Consider the following 15344-nt stretch of genomic DNA (forward strand, 5'->3'; position numbering starts at 1 on the left):
TTTCATGGCCACGCAAGCCGTTTCCGACGCTACATTTGACAGCGAAGTCCGCCAGTCCGCCACCCCGGTTGTGGTCGATTTCTGGGCCGAATGGTGTGGCCCCTGCCGCCAGATCGGTCCGGCGCTGGAAGAACTGGCCGCCGAATATGGCGACAAGGTCAAGATCGTCAAGGTGAACGTGGACGAGAACCCCGAAAGCCCGGCCCAGCTGGGCGTGCGCGGCATTCCGGCGCTGTTCCTGTTCAAGGACGGTCAGGTTGTGTCGAACAAGATCGGCGCCGCGCCCAAGGCCGCGCTGAAAGCCTGGATCGACGACGCGATCTGATTTCGGGCCGGTTTGACGATATTGCGGGGGCGGCGGCTCAGATCGGCCAGCCGCCCTTTTGCATGGCCGCAAGGATGCGCCGGCCCGCCTCGGGGCGCGAGGCGTTGATCGCCATGTCTTGTAAAAACCAGTAGAGATAGCGGTCGAAATCCGGCGCATGGGTTTCGGCCTGTGCCAGCGCCTGTGCGGCGCCCAGCCGGGCGGCGCTTAGCCCGATATGATGAAAATCGATCTGGGCGAAAAGCACGGCGGGCTTGCCCAAGAGATAGCCGTCAAAGGCCACGGCGCTGTTTTGCGTCACCACAAAGGCGCAGTCGCGCAGGATGGACGCGGTATCGCCGCCAAGGACAAGGTTCGGATGGCGCGCGACCAGCCGGTCCAGCGCCTTCAGATCGCCGGTATCATAGCTTTCCCGGGGATGCAGGGTCGCCACGACCGGCCGGCCGGTGGCGGCGGCGGCATCGAGCATGTCGAGCGGGCTCATGCTTTGGAACGACCGGCAGCGGCGGATATGCCCCTGTAGCGGGACCAGAATGGTTTCGCCGCGTCGCGGTGCCGGGCCGGGCAGCACGCGTTTGCGCAATTGGTCGGCAAAGTTGCGGGCCGCCGTGGCGTCGACGCTTTGCGGGTCAAAGGCACGGCGCGCGACGCGAAAGCGCCAGCGTTGCTGGACCGGCTCGATCTGCCAGAACGGATAGTGATAGGCGCGGCGAAAGGTCAGCGCGCGGTCATGGGTGGGCGATTCCATATGAAACAGGGCATAGCCGTCCCGGCGCGGGGCCTGGCGGCGGGATTGCGGGCCGGTTTCGTGGTATTCGACTTGCCATCCGGCGCCCTCGACCGCGGCTTTCAGCACATTCATGAAATTGAATGTCCCCGCGCGCGAGGTGTCCAGCATATTGCCGTGCAGATAGATGCGCAGAATGGGGGCATGGCTCATGCGGCGCAGGCTAGCGGCTGGAAGGGGCCTGCGAAAGGGGCGGGTTGCGAAAGCCGGGTGCCGGTCATATCTGACCCCCGAGACACAAGCGGGAGCGAACGCATGTCCGATGAGAAATTCCCCGGCTGGCACGGCACCACCATTCTGGCGGTGCGGCGCGGCGGCAAGGTCGTGGTCGCCGGCGACGGTCAGGTCAGCGTCGGCCAGACGGTGATGAAGGGCACGGCGCGCAAGGTGCGGCGGCTGAGCCCCGGCGGACATGATGTGGTGGTCGGTTTCGCCGGATCGACGGCGGATGCATTCACCCTGTTGGAGCGGCTGGAAAAGAAGCTTGAGTCGGCGCCGGGACAATTGGCGCGGGCCTGTGTCGAATTGGCCAAGGATTGGCGCATGGACAAGTATCTGCGCAATCTGGAGGCCATGCTGATCGTCACCGACGGGCGCGAGATTTTCGTGGTGACCGGTGCCGGCGACGTGCTTGAGCCCGAGCATGATGTGGCCGCCATCGGATCGGGCGGGAATTTCGCGCTGGCCGCCGCGCGCGGGTTGATGGCGAGCGATCTGGATGCCGAGGGGGTCGCGCGGGCGGCCATGGCGATCGCCGCCGATATCTGTGTCTATACCAATGGCAATCTGACGGTCGAGGTATTGGGTTAAGGGGGCTCTGCCCCCGGCCCTTCGGGCCTCCCCCGGGATATTTGGGCATGAAAGACGGGCTTTGCCCCATGCCCGTGACAGGAAAGGTGGAAGATGAGTGACCTAACCCCGCGCGAGATCGTGTCCGAGCTGGATCGCTTTATCATCGGGCAAAAGGACGCCAAGCGCGCTGTGGCGGTGGCCTTGCGCAATCGCTGGCGCAGGAAGCAGCTGGGCGACGATCTGCGCGATGAGGTCTATCCCAAGAATATCCTGATGATCGGGCCCACAGGCGTCGGCAAGACCGAGATTTCGCGCCGTCTGGCCAAGCTGGCGCGGGCGCCGTTTCTGAAGGTCGAGGCGACGAAGTTCACCGAAGTCGGCTATGTCGGCCGCGATGTCGAGCAGATCATCCGCGATCTGACCGATGCCGCCATCATCGAGACCCGCGAGCGCATGCGCGAAGAGGTCAAGGCGCGGGCGCATAAATCCGCCGAGGATCGCGTTGTCGCCGCCCTTGCCGGCGAGAATGCCCGCGAGCAGACCCGCGAGATGTTTCGCGACAAGCTCAAGCGCGGTGAGCTGGACGATACCGTGATCGAGCTGGAGGTTCAGGACAATTCCAATCCCTTCGGGATGATGGAGGTGCCGGGTCAGCCCGGCGGCGCCATGGGCGGGATGATGGATCTGTCGGGGTTGATGAAGGCATTCGGCGGGCGCCGGGTGCGGCGCAAGGTTTCGGTCGCCGAAAGCTATGAGCTGTTGATCGCCGAAGAGGCCGACAAGCTTCTGGATGATGAGGTGGTCAAGGCCGCGGCGCTTGAGGCGGTGCAGGAGAACGGCATCGTCTTTATCGACGAAATCGACAAGGTCGCCGCCCGGCAAGAGACGCGCGGCGGCGATGTCAGCCGCGAAGGCGTGCAGCGCGATCTTTTGCCGCTGATCGAGGGCACGACCGTTTCGACGAAATACGGGCCGGTCAGGACCGATCACATCCTGTTCATTGCCAGTGGTGCGTTCCATATTGCCAAGCCCAGCGATCTTTTGCCGGAATTGCAGGGCCGGTTGCCGATCCGGGTCGAGCTGCGCGCCCTGACCGAGGATGATTTCATCCGCATCCTGACCGAGACCGACAATGCGCTGACGCGTCAATATACCGCGCTGATGGCCACCGAGGGCGTATCGGTCGAGTTCACCGAGAACGGGATCCGGGCGCTGGCCCGCATCGCCGCCGAGGTCAATGGCTCGGTCGAGAATATCGGCGCGCGGCGACTTTACACCGTGATCGAGCGGGTCTTTGAAGAGCTGTCTTTCAGCGCGCCGGACCGTTCGGGCGAAAAGGTCGTGGTCGATACGGATTTCGTCGAAACGCATCTGGGCGACCTGTCGCGTTCGGCGGATCTGTCGCGCTATGTTCTGTAAGGGAACCGGCGGGCGGCGGTGGTCGTTGTCCCGTCAGCCAACATATAGGGATGCGGCATGAAGTTTATCTTTGGCATCATCATCTTTGCCCTTGATGTCTGGGCGATCGCCTCGATCATCAACACCAATGAATCGAACGGCACCAAGCTGCTTTGGATTCTGCTGGTCGCGCTTTTGCCGGTGGTCGGGTTGATCATCTGGTGGTTCGCCGGGCCTAAGGCCAATTACGGCGGATCGTGAACCGGACGGATCGTGAATCGGGGCGGCCTTTGGGCCGCCCCTTTTGCTATCGCCGCAGATAGACATAATAGGCGCCGTCACCGCCATGGCGGCGGTGGGCGGCGCGCACTTGCAGGACGATCCCCGCTAGCGGCGGCATATGCAGCCAATGCGGCACATTGTGGCGCAGCGCCCCGGGCCGCACCGGCAGCGGCGCATCGGGTCCGCCATCGCGGCCCTTGCCGGTGATGATCAGCACCAGACGGCGGCCATCGGCATGCGCCTGAAGGATGAAGCGGATCAGGACCGGCTGTGCCACCGCCAATGTCATGCCATGCAGGTCGATGCGCGCCTCGGGCGAAAGCTTGCCGCGCGTCATCTGGCGATGGGTCTTGTGATCCATGCGCAGGGGCTGGTTCTGCACCGCCTCGCGCGGGTGGGGCGAAAGGTCGATGCGGGTGCTGTTGCCCCCGGCCCGGCCGCCGATGCGCAGATCGCCGAAATCGACATTGTTCAGGGCCGGAGGCTCGGGCGCGCGCGGCAGCGGCGGCGCACCGGGATCGACCCGTGGCGCCGGCCGTTTGCGGTCGGGATGCATGGGCACGGCGGTTGCGGCGACCCGGGACCAAAGCGCCTTGTCCTCGGTCGATAATCCCCGCTTGCGCGCCATGGATCAGGCCGTGGCGACCAGCTGCCAATTGGGGTCATCCTGGCCGATGCGGCGGGCAAAGGTCCAGGTGTCGCGCTGTTTGCGGGCGGCCTTGGCATCGCCATCGACGACCTGGCCATCGGCATCGCGGGTGGCGACGATCATTTCGCCGACAAAGCGCACCGACAGTTCGGCCATGCCGGTGTCGCGGTTGAATTCGGCGGCGGCGAGGCTGGTTTCGCGGGTGCCGAGGAATTCCGCCTCGGTGGTCAGCCCGCGCGCCTTGCGGTCGGCGATCACCGTGTCAAAGGCTTCGGCCACGGGCGGGGCCAGAAAGGCGCGCACATCCGACAGATCGCCGCGCTCAAAGGCCATCAGGATCATCTCATAGGCGGATTTCGCGCCCGACAGGAACGGCCCGACGACGAAACCCGGTTCAAGCTGCTTGATCTGGGTCAGGGCGCGGGCGGTGCTGCTGCCCGGTTCGGCGTGATCGGCGATGTCGTTGTCGGCCGGCTCGGCCACGCCATCGATGACGTCGGCGCGGCTGCGCTGGGTCGTGTTGTCCGGGACGCGGGGTTGTTCGAACCCGTCGCGCGTGCCCAACACCCCGCGCAGGCGCAGGATCAGAAAGACGGCGATGGCGCCCAGAACGAGCAGTTGCAGCAGAGGGTTTGTCATCGGCGGGCCTAACGAACTTTGTAACCGGAGGTTTGAATGCTTATGTAGGGTGCAGACCGGCCCAAGTCCAGTTTTGGCGCCGGAAAACGGACGTCCAGGGGAACGCTTTCATGTGGCTTTTGCTGCCATTCATCATCCTGCCGATCCTTGAGATCGCACTGTTCATTCAGGTTGGCGGCGCGATCGGGGTTTTGCCTGTCATCGCGCTGGTTCTGGGCTCGGCGGTGCTGGGGGTGGCGGTGATGCGCCGGCAGGGCGCGCAGGCGGCGATGGACGTGCAGCGCGCGATGCAGGATTTCCGCGATCCGGCGAAACCCATGGCCCATGGCGCGCTGGTGATGATCGCGGGGATGCTTCTGGTGCTGCCGGGGCTGTTGACCAGCGCGGTCGGCCTGATCCTGTTGATTGAGCCGGTGCGCGATCTGATCCTGCGGCGAATGGCGGCGCGGGTGCGGGTCGCGGGCGCGGGGTTTGGCCGTGGCTATCCCGGCGGGCCGCGCCCGGATGGCGGACGCTGGGGCGATGACGGCACGATTGACGGCGAATACACCGTTCAGGACGATCCGCCCACGCCGATCCGCGAGGGACTGACCGATCGGCGCGGCGATGGCGGCGCGGGTGCGGCCGGGCCACGGCGCGGCGATTCCGGTTGGACCCGGCATTGAGCGTGGCGATTTGCGGTGCTAAAACCTCCGCAGATCGCAGGAGAATTCCATGACCGACGAAAACACCAACGGCGCCCCCGCCGGCACGCCCGCGGCCGACGCCCCCAAGGCCGAGCAGGCGGCTGTCCGCATGCAGATCCTGACGCAATATGTCCGTGACCTGTCATTTGAGAATGCGGTGGCGCAAAAGGGCCTGCCTTCGGGCGAGGTGCAGCCTGAAATCAGCGTTCAGGTCAGCCTGGATGCCCGCAAGCGCCCGACCGAACATCAATACGAAGTCATCACCAAATTCCGCGTGCAGTCGGTCAATGCCAAGGACAAGTCCTCGCTGTTTCTGTGCGAGCTGGACTATGGCGGCATCTTCCATGTCGAGGGTGTCCCCGAGGATCAGCTGCATCCGTTCCTGATGATCGAATGCCCGCGCATGATGTTCCCCTTTGTGCGGCGCATCGTGTCGGACATGACGCGTGATGGCGGCTTCCCGCCCTTCAACATGGATCCGGTCGATTTCGTGGCGCTGTACCGCCAGGAAATCGCGCGCCGCATGCAGGCCGAGCGGCCGGCGGGCCAGCCGGTGTCCTGAGCGACGCCGGCCTTGCATCGGCCCGCGGGTTCACGAACCTGCGGGCCTTTTTCTTTCCTGCCGCCGCAATCGTGACCGGGGCGTCATCGTGGGGATGTCATGGCAAAGCGCGCCAAACGTGCCTGGCAAAGGATGCTTTCGGGGCGTCGTCTGGACCTGCTGGACCCGACGCCGATGGATATCGAGATTGGCGACATCGCCCATGGGCTGGCTTTCGTCGCGCGCTGGAACGGCCAGACGCATGGCGACTGGGCCTATAGCGTGGCCGAGCATTCGCTTTTGGTCGAGGAAATCCACCGCCGCGCCGATCCGGGCGGCGATGCGCGCTGGCGGCTTGCGGCGCTGCTGCATGATGCGCCCGAATATGTGATCGGCGATATGATTTCCCCGGTCAAAGCCGCCATCGGCGCCGAATATGGTGAAATGGACGACCGCCTTGCCGCCGCGATCCACCGCCGCTTTGGATTGCCCGCGCAGATCCCCGCGCCCATCAAGCGCGCGATCAAACGCGCGGACCGCATTTCCGCCTGGCTTGAGGCGATACAGATCGCCGGCTTTTCGCGCGCCGAGGCCGACCGGCTGTTTCCCGTGCCCCAGCCCGATCTGCTGGAAGGGCTGGAAATCCGGTTGCGGCCGCCCCGCGAAACCCGCGCCGCCTATTTGTCGCGGTTTCACGCCCTGATTGCGGAAATCGACAGCGTCCAAAAGGGCGTTTAAAAGAAACCGCTGCGCTAAAAGAAACCCTGAAAGACGACACCCCCGCGATTAAATCACGGGGGTGTCGCTCTTTTTCAAGGATCGTCCCGGATCGGGTTACGATCGGGCAAGGCTTTCAGATTTCAAGATCTTCCAGCTTCTTGCCGGCGTCCAGATATTCCTGAACCCAGCGCGGCTTGCGGCCACGACCGGTCCAGGTCAGCGAGGAATCGCCGGGATTTGCGTATTTGGGTGCAACCTTGGCGCGCGCGGGCTTGCCAGCGGTCAGATCGGCGAGGTTAAAGCCGAATTCACGCGCTGCGGTTTCAGCGGCGGCCAAGGCTTCGCGTTTACGGCGATCCTCGAATGTAGAAATTGCGCGGTCGAGCTTGTTGCGCAGATCACGAAGCTCGCGCAAGGACATGTTGTCCAGTTCGATGCTCATATTGGGGTTTCCTGGTTAGGCAGTTCACCATTCCAGATATTCGCACTTGTAAAAGAATTGCAATGGGTGCGCGATTATTGTCGATTAACGTGGGCTTCTTTTGGCCAAAATCCGCTGCAATGTCCGCCGATGCATATGAAGCCGGCGCGCCGTTTCACTAACGTTGCGGTCGCATTGTTCGAAAACGCGCTGAATATGTTCCCAGCGGACGCGGTCGGCCGACATCGGCGCCTCGGGCGGCGGCGGCAGGGTTTCGCCGCGCGACAGCAAGGCGCGGGTGATATCCTCGGCGTCGGCGGGCTTGGACAGATAATCGGTCGCGCCCATCTTGACCGCGGCCACGGCGGTGGCGATGGCGCCATATCCGGTCAGCACGACGATACGCGCATCGGCCCGCGCCTCGCGCAGCGCATCGACAACATCCAGACCGTTGCCATCCTCAAGCCGTAGATCGACCACCGCAAAGGCCGGCGCGCCGCCCTCAAGCAGGACGCGCGCCTCGGCGACCGAGGCGGCGCGACTTACCAGAAAGCCGCGTTTTTCCATGGCCCGGGCCAGCCGGTTCAGGAAAATCTCGTCGTCGTCGACAAGCAACAGGCTGGGATCGGGTCCGATTTCACTGTCTTCGGCCATGGGCGGTCACCTCGAATTTCTGGGCGTTGATTATGCCTATTCTGGCCGGGGGTCAAATACGCTTGGCCGCATTTATGAAACAGGCGGTTTGGTTGGCCATGTCCTGGGGCGCGAGATTGCGGTCGAAAAGCTCGACCGCGCCGCTGCCGGGCATCACCAGATAGGTATTGGTCATATGATCGACCAGATAGTTTTCGGGGTCGTCCTGATCGTTGATGCGATAATAATTGCCCCATGATTTCGACACTGCGGCGATTTCCTCGGGCGTCCCGGTCAGGGCGATCATGCGTTCATGCATGGCCTGCGCGAAATCGTTCAGAACCGGCGGCGTATCCCGTTTCGGGTCGACCGAAATGAAAACCGGGGTCACCTCGATCCCGCCGGCCTCCAGAATTGAGGCCGCCTCGGCATTGCGGGCCGCGTCCAGCGGACAGATATCGGGGCAATAGGTATAGCCGAAATACAAGAGCGACGGTTTGGCGAAAACCTGTGCCTCTGTCACGCGCGCGCCGTGCTGATCGGTCAGGGTGAAGGGGCCGCCAAGACGGTCGAACCCGCCGGCGATCGTGCTTTTGCGGCATTCCGCGAAACCGGGATTGCCGCCGTCGCGCGACAGCCACAGCCCGCCCGTCAGCAACAAAAGCACCGCCGCAAGGCTGCCCAGGATCAGGATCCGCTTGTCTTTGTTCATACCCTCGTCCCGTTCCTGCCCTTGCCCGTGATATGGCCACATTGATCGCGCATTCCGCGATGGGTATCAATGCCGGGGCCCCTCTGACGTTCCGGCCCCGGAAGAAAGCCGTCGCATGAATCTTGATATCATCGCCCGCCGCATCGAGCTGTTTCCCGGCCAGCCCGACCCCGAGCCGATCCGCCTGCGCACGCTGATCCTGCTCAGATGGGCGGCGATCACGGGACAGCTGGCCGCCGTCTGTGGCGGGTTGCTGATCGGGGTGCGCTTTCCGCTGGTCGCGGTGCTGACCATCATCGCCCTGGCTGCGGTTCTGAACCTGCTTTTGATGATGCGGCCGAACCGCCGCATCTCTGCGCTTGAGGTGGCGTGGCAGCTGGGCTTCGATCTGGCGCAGGTGGCGGCGCTGCTGGCGTTGACCGGGGGGCTGACCAATCCGTTCGCGCTGCTTTTGCTGGCGCCGGTGACCATCGCCGCGACGACATTGCCGGGGCGGCAGCTGATCGCGCTGGGGGTGGGGACGCTGATCATGGTGACATTGTCGGCATTGTTCGCGCAGCCGCTGGTTTTTGGAACCGATGGGGTGATTCGCCTCAATGAGCCGCTATTGGCGGGGCATTGGCTGGCCATCGTCATTGGCGCGATGTTCTTTGCCAGCTTTGCCCGCCGCGTCGCCGCCGAATTGACCGCCACGACCGAGGCGCTGTTTGCCGCCCGCATGGCGCTTGAACGGGAACAGAAACTGCAACATCTGGGCGGTGTCGTTGCCGCCGCCGCGCATGAGCTGGGCACCCCTCTGGCCACGATCAAGCTGGTCAGTTCGGAATTGGCGGATGAGCTTTCGCAGGCATTGCCCGACCGCGACGACCTGGCCGAGGACGTGATGCTGTTGCGGCAATCCGCGGATCGTTGTCGCGATATTTTGCGTTCGATGGGGGCGTCTGGGCGGGACGATCTGTTGATCCGCTCGGCCCCGATCTGCGAGGTTCTGAACGAGGCGGCGGCCCCGCATCAGGGGCGCGCCGCGCGGATCGTCCTGCATTGCGATGACGAGACGACGGTGATCCGCCGCGACGCCGCCATCATTCACGGGCTGCGCAACCTGATCCAGAACGCGGTCGATTTCGCCCACAGTCGGGTCACGGTCGAAACCGGGCTGGATCAGGACGAGCTTTGGGTGCGCATCAGCGATGACGGGCCGGGATTTCCCGCGACATTGCTGCCGCGCATCGGCAGTCCGTTTCTGACCACGCGCCCGCGCGCCGAGGATGGCCGCAATTACGAAGGCATGGGGCTGGGCCTTTTTATCGCCAAGGCGCTGCTCGAAGGATCGGGGGCGCGGCTGGAATTCGCCAATGCCGCCGGCCGGGGCGCGCGGATCACCGTGACCTGGTCGCGCGCCGCGATTGCGGCCGATGACCGTGGCGCTCTGGGGCCAAATCCCGAAATTCACGGCTGATTCAATTTTCCGTTAACATTTTTTTAAAAATTCTATCTATAGTTGTGCAAGAACGTGTTTCTCGATGGATGTCGCGATGGTCTTGCAGTTCTTCATCGCTTTCATGGCGGCGCTGGCCGCTGTGGCGCTGGCGCTGGTGCTGATCTGGACGATCAGCCGCAGACATGGGCGCAATCCGGGCAAACCGGCCCTGGATCGCAATCTGGAATCCATTGTTTTCCTGTTCAGGAACAAGGTGCTGGTCGATGCGACCGGGCCTGCGCGCGCACTCCTTTCGGTTGTGCCGGGGGATGATGACTGGATGCGCCTGACAAATTGGCTGTCGATGCGCATGCCTGAATCTGTTACCGCGCTGGCCGATCTGGGCCGGCTGCCGCGCCTTGAACTGAGCGAGGCGACGGCCGAATCATCCCTGCGGCTTTTGGCCGAGGATCTGGGAAATGGCGCGCTGCGCCTGACGCTCAGCGATCTGGCGGCGGAAAATGCGGGGATCATGGTCGATTCCCTGTCCCATTCCGCCATGGAGCATGAGCTTGAGCTGCTGCGCAGCACCATGGATCATTCGCCGATGCTGGCCTGGCGTCAGGACCGACAGGGGCACGTCACATGGGCAAACTCGGCCTATCTGCATCTGGTCGAGGATCGGTTGGGCGGCGAAACGCTTTGGCCGATGCCGCAGCTGATCGACCTGACCAATCTGCCGGCGCGGGGCGGCGCCAAGGGCGCGGCCCGGCGGGTACAGCTGGAACAGGGCGATCAAAGCCGCTGGTACGATTGCTATCTGCATGAAATCGCCGATCAGACCGTCGCCATAGCCTTGCCTGCCGATGCCGCCGTTCGCGCCGAACGCAGCCTGCGCGAATTCGTCCAGACCCTGACCAAGACTTTCGCCGATCTGCCCATCGGCCTTGCGATTTTCGACCGGGACCGCAACCTGCAACTGTTCAATCCGGCGCTGATCGACCTGACCGGGCTGGCCACCGGGTTTCTGACTGCGCGGCCGACGCTTTATGCCTTTCTCGACCGCCTGCGCGAGGCGCGGATGGTGCCCGAGCCCAAGGATTATCGCAGCTGGCGCAATCAGATGAATTCCCTCGAGGCGGCGGCGTCCTCGGGGCATCATGTCGAAATATGGTCGCTGCCGGGTGGCCAGACCTATCGCGTGACCGGCCGGCCGCATCCCGATGGCGCCATCGCCTTTCTTTTCGACGATATCACCTCGGAAATTTCGCTCACACGGAAGTTTCGCGCCGATCTGTCGCTGGGGGCCGAGGTTCTGGATGCGATCGAGGACGCGGTGGCCGTCTTTGGCGCCAATGGCGATCTGTTGACCTCGAACCGGCATTATGCCGAGCTTTGGGGTCAGACGATGCGGACCACGCTTGACGATCACATCGCGGGCTGGACCCAGCTTTGCGGCCAAAGCCCGGGTCTTTCCGCACTGTGCCGGATGCTCAACGCGGCCCTGCCCGACAAGCCGGTGCGCGGCGCGATGGCCGGTCCTGCGGGGGGGTTGTTGTCATGGGGGCTGCGGCCATTGTCGGGCGGGCGTCTTTTGCTGAGCTTTTCGGCGCCCGTGCCGGCGCCATCGGCCCCGAAAGAGGATGGCGCCCCAAAATCGGGTCTGGTCGAGGCCGATCCGGCGCGGCAACAGGCGGTCGGCTAGATCCGCGCCGCTTGCGGGATGAGACTTGCCTTTGCGGTGGTGCTGCCGTCCCTTGGGACGACCAAGGCAGGGAAAGGAAGCCGGAATGCCCATATGCAGCGATGACGGCCGCCGGGGTGGCGCATGAGCCCCGATTTTTTGGCGGGCCGGCGCGTGCTGTTCGTGATGGCGGTGGATGCCGAATATGGCGAACATCTGCGCCGGCGCATCACGCCGCTGATGACCGGGATCGGCCCGGTCGAGGCGGCGGTCGTGCTGACCACCGAACTGGCCCGGATGCAGATGCAGGACGATCTGCCGGAACTGGTTGTATCGCTTGGTTCGGCGGGGTCGCGACAGCTGGAACAAGCGGCGGTCTATCAGGTTTCGGCGGTCGAATATCGCGATATGGATGCCTCGGCGCTGGGATTTGAAAAGGGGGTGACGCCGCTTTCCGGCCTGCCCGCCCGCACTGAACTGGTGTTGCGCATCCCCGGCCTGCCCGATGCGGCGATCGCGACCGGCGCCAGCATCGTCAGCGGCGCCGATTACGACGCCATCGCGGCCGAGATGGTCGATATGGAAACCTATGCGGTGCTGCGCGCCTGTCAGGCATTCGGCATTCCGATGATCGGCCTGCGCGGCATTTCGGATGGCGCGGATGAGCTGTCGCGCCTGTCCGACTGGACCCAATACCTGCATCTGGTCGATGCGCGGCTGGCCGAGGCGGTGGACATTCTGGAACAGGCGCTGAAGTCGGGGGCGGTCGCGCCCTGATGATGTGGCGCGGGGCGCGTCGATGCGTCCCCCCGCGCCCGCCGGATCAGTTGTCGGGGATCAGCACTGCCCCATCGGGCCAGCGCAGTTTGGTGGTCATCGTGATGTCGCGTTCCTCGCCAGCCGCGATCTTGCCGTTCCAGACAAGCAGGCCGCGCTTGCCGTCGGGATCGGTTTCGTCCGGCGCGGGATCGGCGGACCAGTCGATGCTCAGATCCTCCTGTCGTGACACCGGAACCTGGTCGATGATGCGCAGTGGCCATTCCTCGCCGGTCAGGTTGCGGATCTTGAGGATCGCGGTTTCCTGCCGTTCCGAGGATTTGACGATCAGGCCACGATCCCCTTCGCTTTCGTCGGGCAGGCGGCGCTCAAGCTTGATCCCGGTCAGCGGCCCGAAGCCCAGCTTCATATCGTCCCCCGCCGCCGTCAGCGCCAGCATGCCGCGCCCGACCAGCGCGCCATCGGCATAGAAGGTCGCATCGCCCGGCAGGATCACCGCCCCGGTCGAGTTGACCGTGTCGGCCACCAGATAGGCGCTGTTGTCATGACGCGGCACAGCCTCGGCGACGATTTCGGGGGTCAGGTCATGCGCGTCCAGCGGCAGCCGCAGCGCGTCCGAGCTGTCGCGCAGGTCGACCGGCGTCGGATAGTCATAGACGACCGTCTCGCCGACCATGCCGGCTATGGCCGAATCGACGACCACCGGCTCGACCTCGGTCACGGGGATGACATAGCCGCCATCCTCCATCCGTGCGAGGCTCTCATCCGAGACGGGCGCGGCTGCGCGGCTGTAACTCTTGCTTTCATTGTCCAGGACGCGCAGGAATTCCGGCTGCAATTCACTGGGCGCGGACTGTCCCATGGGCCGCGCGGTGGACAGTGTCAGATGCACACCCTGCCAGTCCTCGCCCGTGTTCTGGAACACCGTCAGCCCGCGCTCCATGCGCAGCTTGCGCTCTTTGCGGTTCAGGGACAGGTCATAGACCGGTGCCCATCTGGCGTTGTCGGTCAAGGCGGAAATGCGGATCTGCGCGGGCTTGCCTTGTCCCTGAACGGTGACGATCAGCGTGCGGCGTTCACCATCGGGTTGGCGCAGGGCGTCCAGCCGTGCCTGCGCCCGGGTCAGCGTGTCGGCCAGTTCCTCGCGGCCAAGCTCGGCCTGGGCCGCCTCGGTTGCGGCGCGGACCATGGTTTCGCGCGCCTCTGTCAGCAGGGGGCCCACGGCGCCGGTCAGGGCGGTGATATCCTGTCCGCCGGCGCTGTCCGAACCCGCCAGCTTCATCAGAAAATCGATCATGTCCGACGCGGCGGTCCCGCGCGCCCGGATACTGGCCGTGTCCGCATCGCGCTCATTCAAAGCGGTTGTCAGGCGGATCACCTCGCGTTCGGCAGCGATCAGTTCCTGCGATTTTTCCGGGGTTTCAGGCAGGGCGCGTTCCTGTTGCAGGCGGACCGCGCCAATGGTCGCGCCCTCACCCTCGACCCGCAGCCGGGCCGGATCGCGATCGAAGGGCAGGCCGGTGATCACCAGTTCATGCGTGCCGACGGGCAGGTCCAGATCGACCTTGCGCAGGGTGACGGCACTCCAGGGATAGACGGTGACATCGGTCAGGCGCGCCGCCGTCTCGATGCGGTCGGCCAGCGCCGGACCGGCCAGAAGAATGGCGGTGGAAATAAGCAGATAACGCATACGAACCCTCGTGACTGTTGCCCGCAAGGTCCGCGACACTGCGCCGGAAAGCAAGAGGGCGCCGCAAGCGACGCCCTCACGATATTGTTGGGAGATCAGCCCTTTTTCAGGCAGCGATTGCCCAGAAGCTCGGCGATCTGGACCGCGTTCAGCGCCGCGCCCTTGCGCAGGTTGTCCGACACGCACCACAGGTTCAGGCCGTTCTCGACGGTCACGTCCTGACGGATGCGCGACACGAAGGTGGCGAAATCGCCGACGCTTTCGATCGGGGTGATGTAGCCGCCGGGCTCACGCTTGTCGATCACCAGGATGCCGGGGGCTTCGCGCAGGATGTCGCGGGCCTCATCCTCGTCCAGGAAATCCTCGAACTCGACGTTGATGGATTCGGAATGGCCGACAAAGACCGGCACCCGCACGCAGGTCGCCGTGACCTTGATCGAGGGGTCCATGATCTTTTTCGTCTCGGCCGTCATCTTCCATTCTTCCTTGGTGTCGCCACTGTCCAGGAAGACGTCGATCTGCGGGATCACGTTGAAAGCGATCTGTTTCTGGAACTTCTTCGGCTCGACCTCCTGGCCGGGGACATACATGCCCTTGGTCTGGTTCCACAGCTCGTCCATGCCCTCTTTGCCGGCGCCCGAGACCGACTGATAGGTCGAGACGACGACGCGCTTGATGCGCGCGCGGTCATGCAGCGGCTTCAGCGCCACCACCATCTGCGCGGTCGAGCAGTTGGGGTTCGCGATGATCATCTTGTTGCGATATTCCTCGACCGCGTCGGGGTTCACCTCGGGCACGACCAGCGGAATCTGGGGATCATAGCGGTAAAGCGAGCTGTTATCGATCACCACGCAGCCCTGCTCGGCGGCGATGGGGGCATATTTTTTCGTCGCGTCCGAGCCGATAGCGAACAGCGCGATGTCATAGCCGGTGAAGTCGAACCCCTCGATATCCTGGCATTTCAGGGTCTTGTCGCCATAGCTGACCTCAGTGCCAATGCTCCGGCGCGAAGCCAGAGCGACAACCTCATCGGCAGGGAACTCGCGCTCGGCGAGAATGTTCAGCATTTCACGGCCCACGTTCCCCGTGGCGCCGGCGACAACGACCTTGTAGCCCATTGGGGGTCTCCTATCAGAAAGGACGCTGCGATATAGGGCAGGATTCGGGAAAGCGAAAGCTGAATTTCGT

General features: G+C 64.2%; 18 protein-coding genes. 10 read left to right on the plus strand and 8 right to left on the minus strand.

Translation table 11 applies throughout. The features are described from left to right. The first annotated feature begins 4 nt into the window (after positions 1-4). Complete coding sequence (gene trxA / locus ACFOMH_RS05210; RefSeq protein ID WP_374425707.1) at positions 5-325, plus strand: thioredoxin; 321 nt, start codon at positions 5-7, stop codon at positions 323-325. 37 nt (positions 326-362) lie between these two features. On the opposite strand, the gene ACFOMH_RS05215 is transcribed toward trxA, so the two are convergent. After that, the gene (locus ACFOMH_RS05215) at positions 363-1265 is read right to left on the minus strand and encodes a hypothetical protein (RefSeq protein WP_377743076.1); all 903 of its coding nucleotides are present in this window, start codon (positions 1263-1265) and stop codon (positions 363-365) included. Between the two features lie 102 nt (positions 1266-1367). Between ACFOMH_RS05215 and hslV the strand changes: the two genes are divergently transcribed. The 3 genes from hslV to ACFOMH_RS05230 all read left to right on the plus strand — a co-directional run bounded on the left by hslV (position 1368) and on the right by ACFOMH_RS05230 (position 3563). Then, positions 1368-1922 carry an ATP-dependent protease subunit HslV gene (gene hslV, locus ACFOMH_RS05220; protein WP_374425705.1) on the plus strand — a complete coding sequence of 185 codons (555 nt, stop codon included), beginning with the start codon at positions 1368-1370 and terminating at the stop codon, positions 1920-1922. Between the two features lie 93 nt (positions 1923-2015). Beyond that, the gene (gene hslU / locus ACFOMH_RS05225; protein WP_377743077.1) at positions 2016-3323 is read left to right on the plus strand and encodes an ATP-dependent protease ATPase subunit HslU; all 1308 of its coding nucleotides are present in this window, start codon (positions 2016-2018) and stop codon (positions 3321-3323) included. 57 nt (positions 3324-3380) lie between these two features. Then, complete coding sequence (locus ACFOMH_RS05230) at positions 3381-3563, plus strand: PLDc N-terminal domain-containing protein (RefSeq protein ID WP_374425703.1); 183 nt, start codon at positions 3381-3383, stop codon at positions 3561-3563. A gap of 46 nt (positions 3564-3609) precedes the next feature. Here the strand turns inward: ACFOMH_RS05230 and ACFOMH_RS05235 are convergent, their stop codons facing one another. Together ACFOMH_RS05235 and ACFOMH_RS05240 are read right to left on the minus strand one after the other, a co-directional pair. Beyond that, positions 3610-4212, minus strand: a complete 603-nt coding sequence (locus tag ACFOMH_RS05235; protein WP_377743079.1) for a Smr/MutS family protein — start codon at positions 4210-4212, stop codon at positions 3610-3612. A gap of 3 nt (positions 4213-4215) precedes the next feature. Next, a complete protein-coding gene (locus ACFOMH_RS05240) occupies positions 4216-4872 on the minus strand; it encodes a Tim44/TimA family putative adaptor protein (protein WP_374425701.1) in 657 nt (218 codons plus the stop codon). A gap of 110 nt (positions 4873-4982) precedes the next feature. Between ACFOMH_RS05240 and ACFOMH_RS05245 the strand changes: the two genes are divergently transcribed. The 3 genes from ACFOMH_RS05245 to ACFOMH_RS05255 all read left to right on the plus strand — a co-directional run bounded on the left by ACFOMH_RS05245 (position 4983) and on the right by ACFOMH_RS05255 (position 6837). After that, complete coding sequence (locus ACFOMH_RS05245) at positions 4983-5537, plus strand: FxsA family protein (RefSeq protein WP_374425700.1); 555 nt, start codon at positions 4983-4985, stop codon at positions 5535-5537. Positions 5538-5586: 49 nt separating this feature from the next. Then, positions 5587-6120 (plus strand): protein-export chaperone SecB, encoded by a 534-nt coding sequence (gene secB, locus ACFOMH_RS05250; RefSeq protein WP_374425699.1) that lies wholly within the window; start codon positions 5587-5589, stop codon positions 6118-6120. A 99-nt stretch (positions 6121-6219) separates the two neighbouring features. Continuing rightward, a complete protein-coding gene (locus ACFOMH_RS05255; RefSeq protein WP_377743082.1) occupies positions 6220-6837 on the plus strand; it encodes an HD domain-containing protein in 618 nt (205 codons plus the stop codon). A 115-nt stretch (positions 6838-6952) separates the two neighbouring features. On the opposite strand, the gene ACFOMH_RS05260 is transcribed toward ACFOMH_RS05255, so the two are convergent. The 3 genes from ACFOMH_RS05260 to ACFOMH_RS05270 all read right to left on the minus strand — a co-directional run bounded on the left by ACFOMH_RS05260 (position 6953) and on the right by ACFOMH_RS05270 (position 8585). Next, a complete protein-coding gene (locus ACFOMH_RS05260) occupies positions 6953-7261 on the minus strand; it encodes an H-NS histone family protein (protein ID WP_374425697.1) in 309 nt (102 codons plus the stop codon). An 84-nt stretch (positions 7262-7345) separates the two neighbouring features. After that, positions 7346-7894 (minus strand): ActR/PrrA/RegA family redox response regulator transcription factor, encoded by a 549-nt coding sequence (locus ACFOMH_RS05265; protein WP_374425696.1) that lies wholly within the window; start codon positions 7892-7894, stop codon positions 7346-7348. A gap of 52 nt (positions 7895-7946) precedes the next feature. Then, positions 7947-8585, minus strand: coding sequence for an SCO family protein (locus ACFOMH_RS05270; protein WP_377743084.1), 639 nt, complete (start codon positions 8583-8585; stop codon positions 7947-7949). Positions 8586-8700: 115 nt separating this feature from the next. On the opposite strand from ACFOMH_RS05270, the gene ACFOMH_RS05275 reads away from it, so the two are divergent. The 3 genes from ACFOMH_RS05275 (at position 8701) to ACFOMH_RS05285 (ending at position 12466) form a co-directional block, all read left to right on the plus strand. Next, the gene (locus ACFOMH_RS05275; RefSeq protein WP_377743086.1) at positions 8701-10044 is read left to right on the plus strand and encodes an ActS/PrrB/RegB family redox-sensitive histidine kinase; all 1344 of its coding nucleotides are present in this window, start codon (positions 8701-8703) and stop codon (positions 10042-10044) included. A 64-nt stretch (positions 10045-10108) separates the two neighbouring features. Continuing rightward, positions 10109-11710, plus strand: a complete 1602-nt coding sequence (locus tag ACFOMH_RS05280; RefSeq protein WP_377743087.1) for a PAS-domain containing protein — start codon at positions 10109-10111, stop codon at positions 11708-11710. A 123-nt stretch (positions 11711-11833) separates the two neighbouring features. After that, complete coding sequence (locus tag ACFOMH_RS05285; RefSeq protein WP_377743089.1) at positions 11834-12466, plus strand: 5'-methylthioadenosine/S-adenosylhomocysteine nucleosidase; 633 nt, start codon at positions 11834-11836, stop codon at positions 12464-12466. 46 nt (positions 12467-12512) lie between these two features. Here the strand turns inward: ACFOMH_RS05285 and ACFOMH_RS05290 are convergent, their stop codons facing one another. Continuing rightward, on the minus strand, positions 12513-14156 hold the full coding sequence (locus ACFOMH_RS05290; protein ID WP_377743091.1) for a DUF4139 domain-containing protein: 1644 nt from the start codon (positions 14154-14156) through the stop codon (positions 12513-12515). A gap of 95 nt (positions 14157-14251) precedes the next feature. Beyond that, positions 14252-15274, minus strand: coding sequence for an aspartate-semialdehyde dehydrogenase (locus ACFOMH_RS05295; protein WP_377743092.1), 1023 nt, complete (start codon positions 15272-15274; stop codon positions 14252-14254). Between the last annotated feature and the right edge of the window lie 70 nt (positions 15275-15344).

The sequence above is a fragment of the Paracoccus mangrovi genome (assembly GCF_042648425.1).
Taxonomy (GTDB): domain Bacteria; phylum Pseudomonadota; class Alphaproteobacteria; order Rhodobacterales; family Rhodobacteraceae; genus Paracoccus; species Paracoccus mangrovi.

Bases quoted from the DNA above. Each gene is read 5' to 3' on its own strand.
- trxA (WP_374425707.1), top strand. From the start codon at position 5: ATGGCCACGCAAGCCGTTTCCGACGCTACATTTGACAGCGAAGTCCGC.
- ACFOMH_RS05215 (WP_377743076.1), bottom strand. From the start codon at position 1,265: ATGAGCCATGCCCCCATTCTGCGCATCTATCTGCACGGCAATATGCTG.
- hslV (WP_374425705.1), top strand. From the start codon at position 1,368: ATGTCCGATGAGAAATTCCCCGGCTGGCACGGCACCACCATTCTGGCG.
- hslU (WP_377743077.1), top strand. From the start codon at position 2,016: ATGAGTGACCTAACCCCGCGCGAGATCGTGTCCGAGCTGGATCGCTTT.
- ACFOMH_RS05230 (WP_374425703.1), top strand. From the start codon at position 3,381: ATGAAGTTTATCTTTGGCATCATCATCTTTGCCCTTGATGTCTGGGCG.
- ACFOMH_RS05235 (WP_377743079.1), bottom strand. From the start codon at position 4,212: ATGGCGCGCAAGCGGGGATTATCGACCGAGGACAAGGCGCTTTGGTCC.
- ACFOMH_RS05240 (WP_374425701.1), bottom strand. From the start codon at position 4,872: ATGACAAACCCTCTGCTGCAACTGCTCGTTCTGGGCGCCATCGCCGTC.
- ACFOMH_RS05245 (WP_374425700.1), top strand. From the start codon at position 4,983: ATGTGGCTTTTGCTGCCATTCATCATCCTGCCGATCCTTGAGATCGCA.
- secB (WP_374425699.1), top strand. From the start codon at position 5,587: ATGACCGACGAAAACACCAACGGCGCCCCCGCCGGCACGCCCGCGGCC.
- ACFOMH_RS05255 (WP_377743082.1), top strand. From the start codon at position 6,220: ATGGCAAAGCGCGCCAAACGTGCCTGGCAAAGGATGCTTTCGGGGCGT.
- ACFOMH_RS05260 (WP_374425697.1), bottom strand. From the start codon at position 7,261: ATGAGCATCGAACTGGACAACATGTCCTTGCGCGAGCTTCGTGATCTG.
- ACFOMH_RS05265 (WP_374425696.1), bottom strand. From the start codon at position 7,894: ATGGCCGAAGACAGTGAAATCGGACCCGATCCCAGCCTGTTGCTTGTC.
- ACFOMH_RS05270 (WP_377743084.1), bottom strand. From the start codon at position 8,585: ATGAACAAAGACAAGCGGATCCTGATCCTGGGCAGCCTTGCGGCGGTG.
- ACFOMH_RS05275 (WP_377743086.1), top strand. From the start codon at position 8,701: ATGAATCTTGATATCATCGCCCGCCGCATCGAGCTGTTTCCCGGCCAG.
- ACFOMH_RS05280 (WP_377743087.1), top strand. From the start codon at position 10,109: ATGGATGTCGCGATGGTCTTGCAGTTCTTCATCGCTTTCATGGCGGCG.
- ACFOMH_RS05285 (WP_377743089.1), top strand. From the start codon at position 11,834: ATGAGCCCCGATTTTTTGGCGGGCCGGCGCGTGCTGTTCGTGATGGCG.
- ACFOMH_RS05290 (WP_377743091.1), bottom strand. From the start codon at position 14,156: ATGCGTTATCTGCTTATTTCCACCGCCATTCTTCTGGCCGGTCCGGCG.
- ACFOMH_RS05295 (WP_377743092.1), bottom strand. From the start codon at position 15,274: ATGGGCTACAAGGTCGTTGTCGCCGGCGCCACGGGGAACGTGGGCCGT.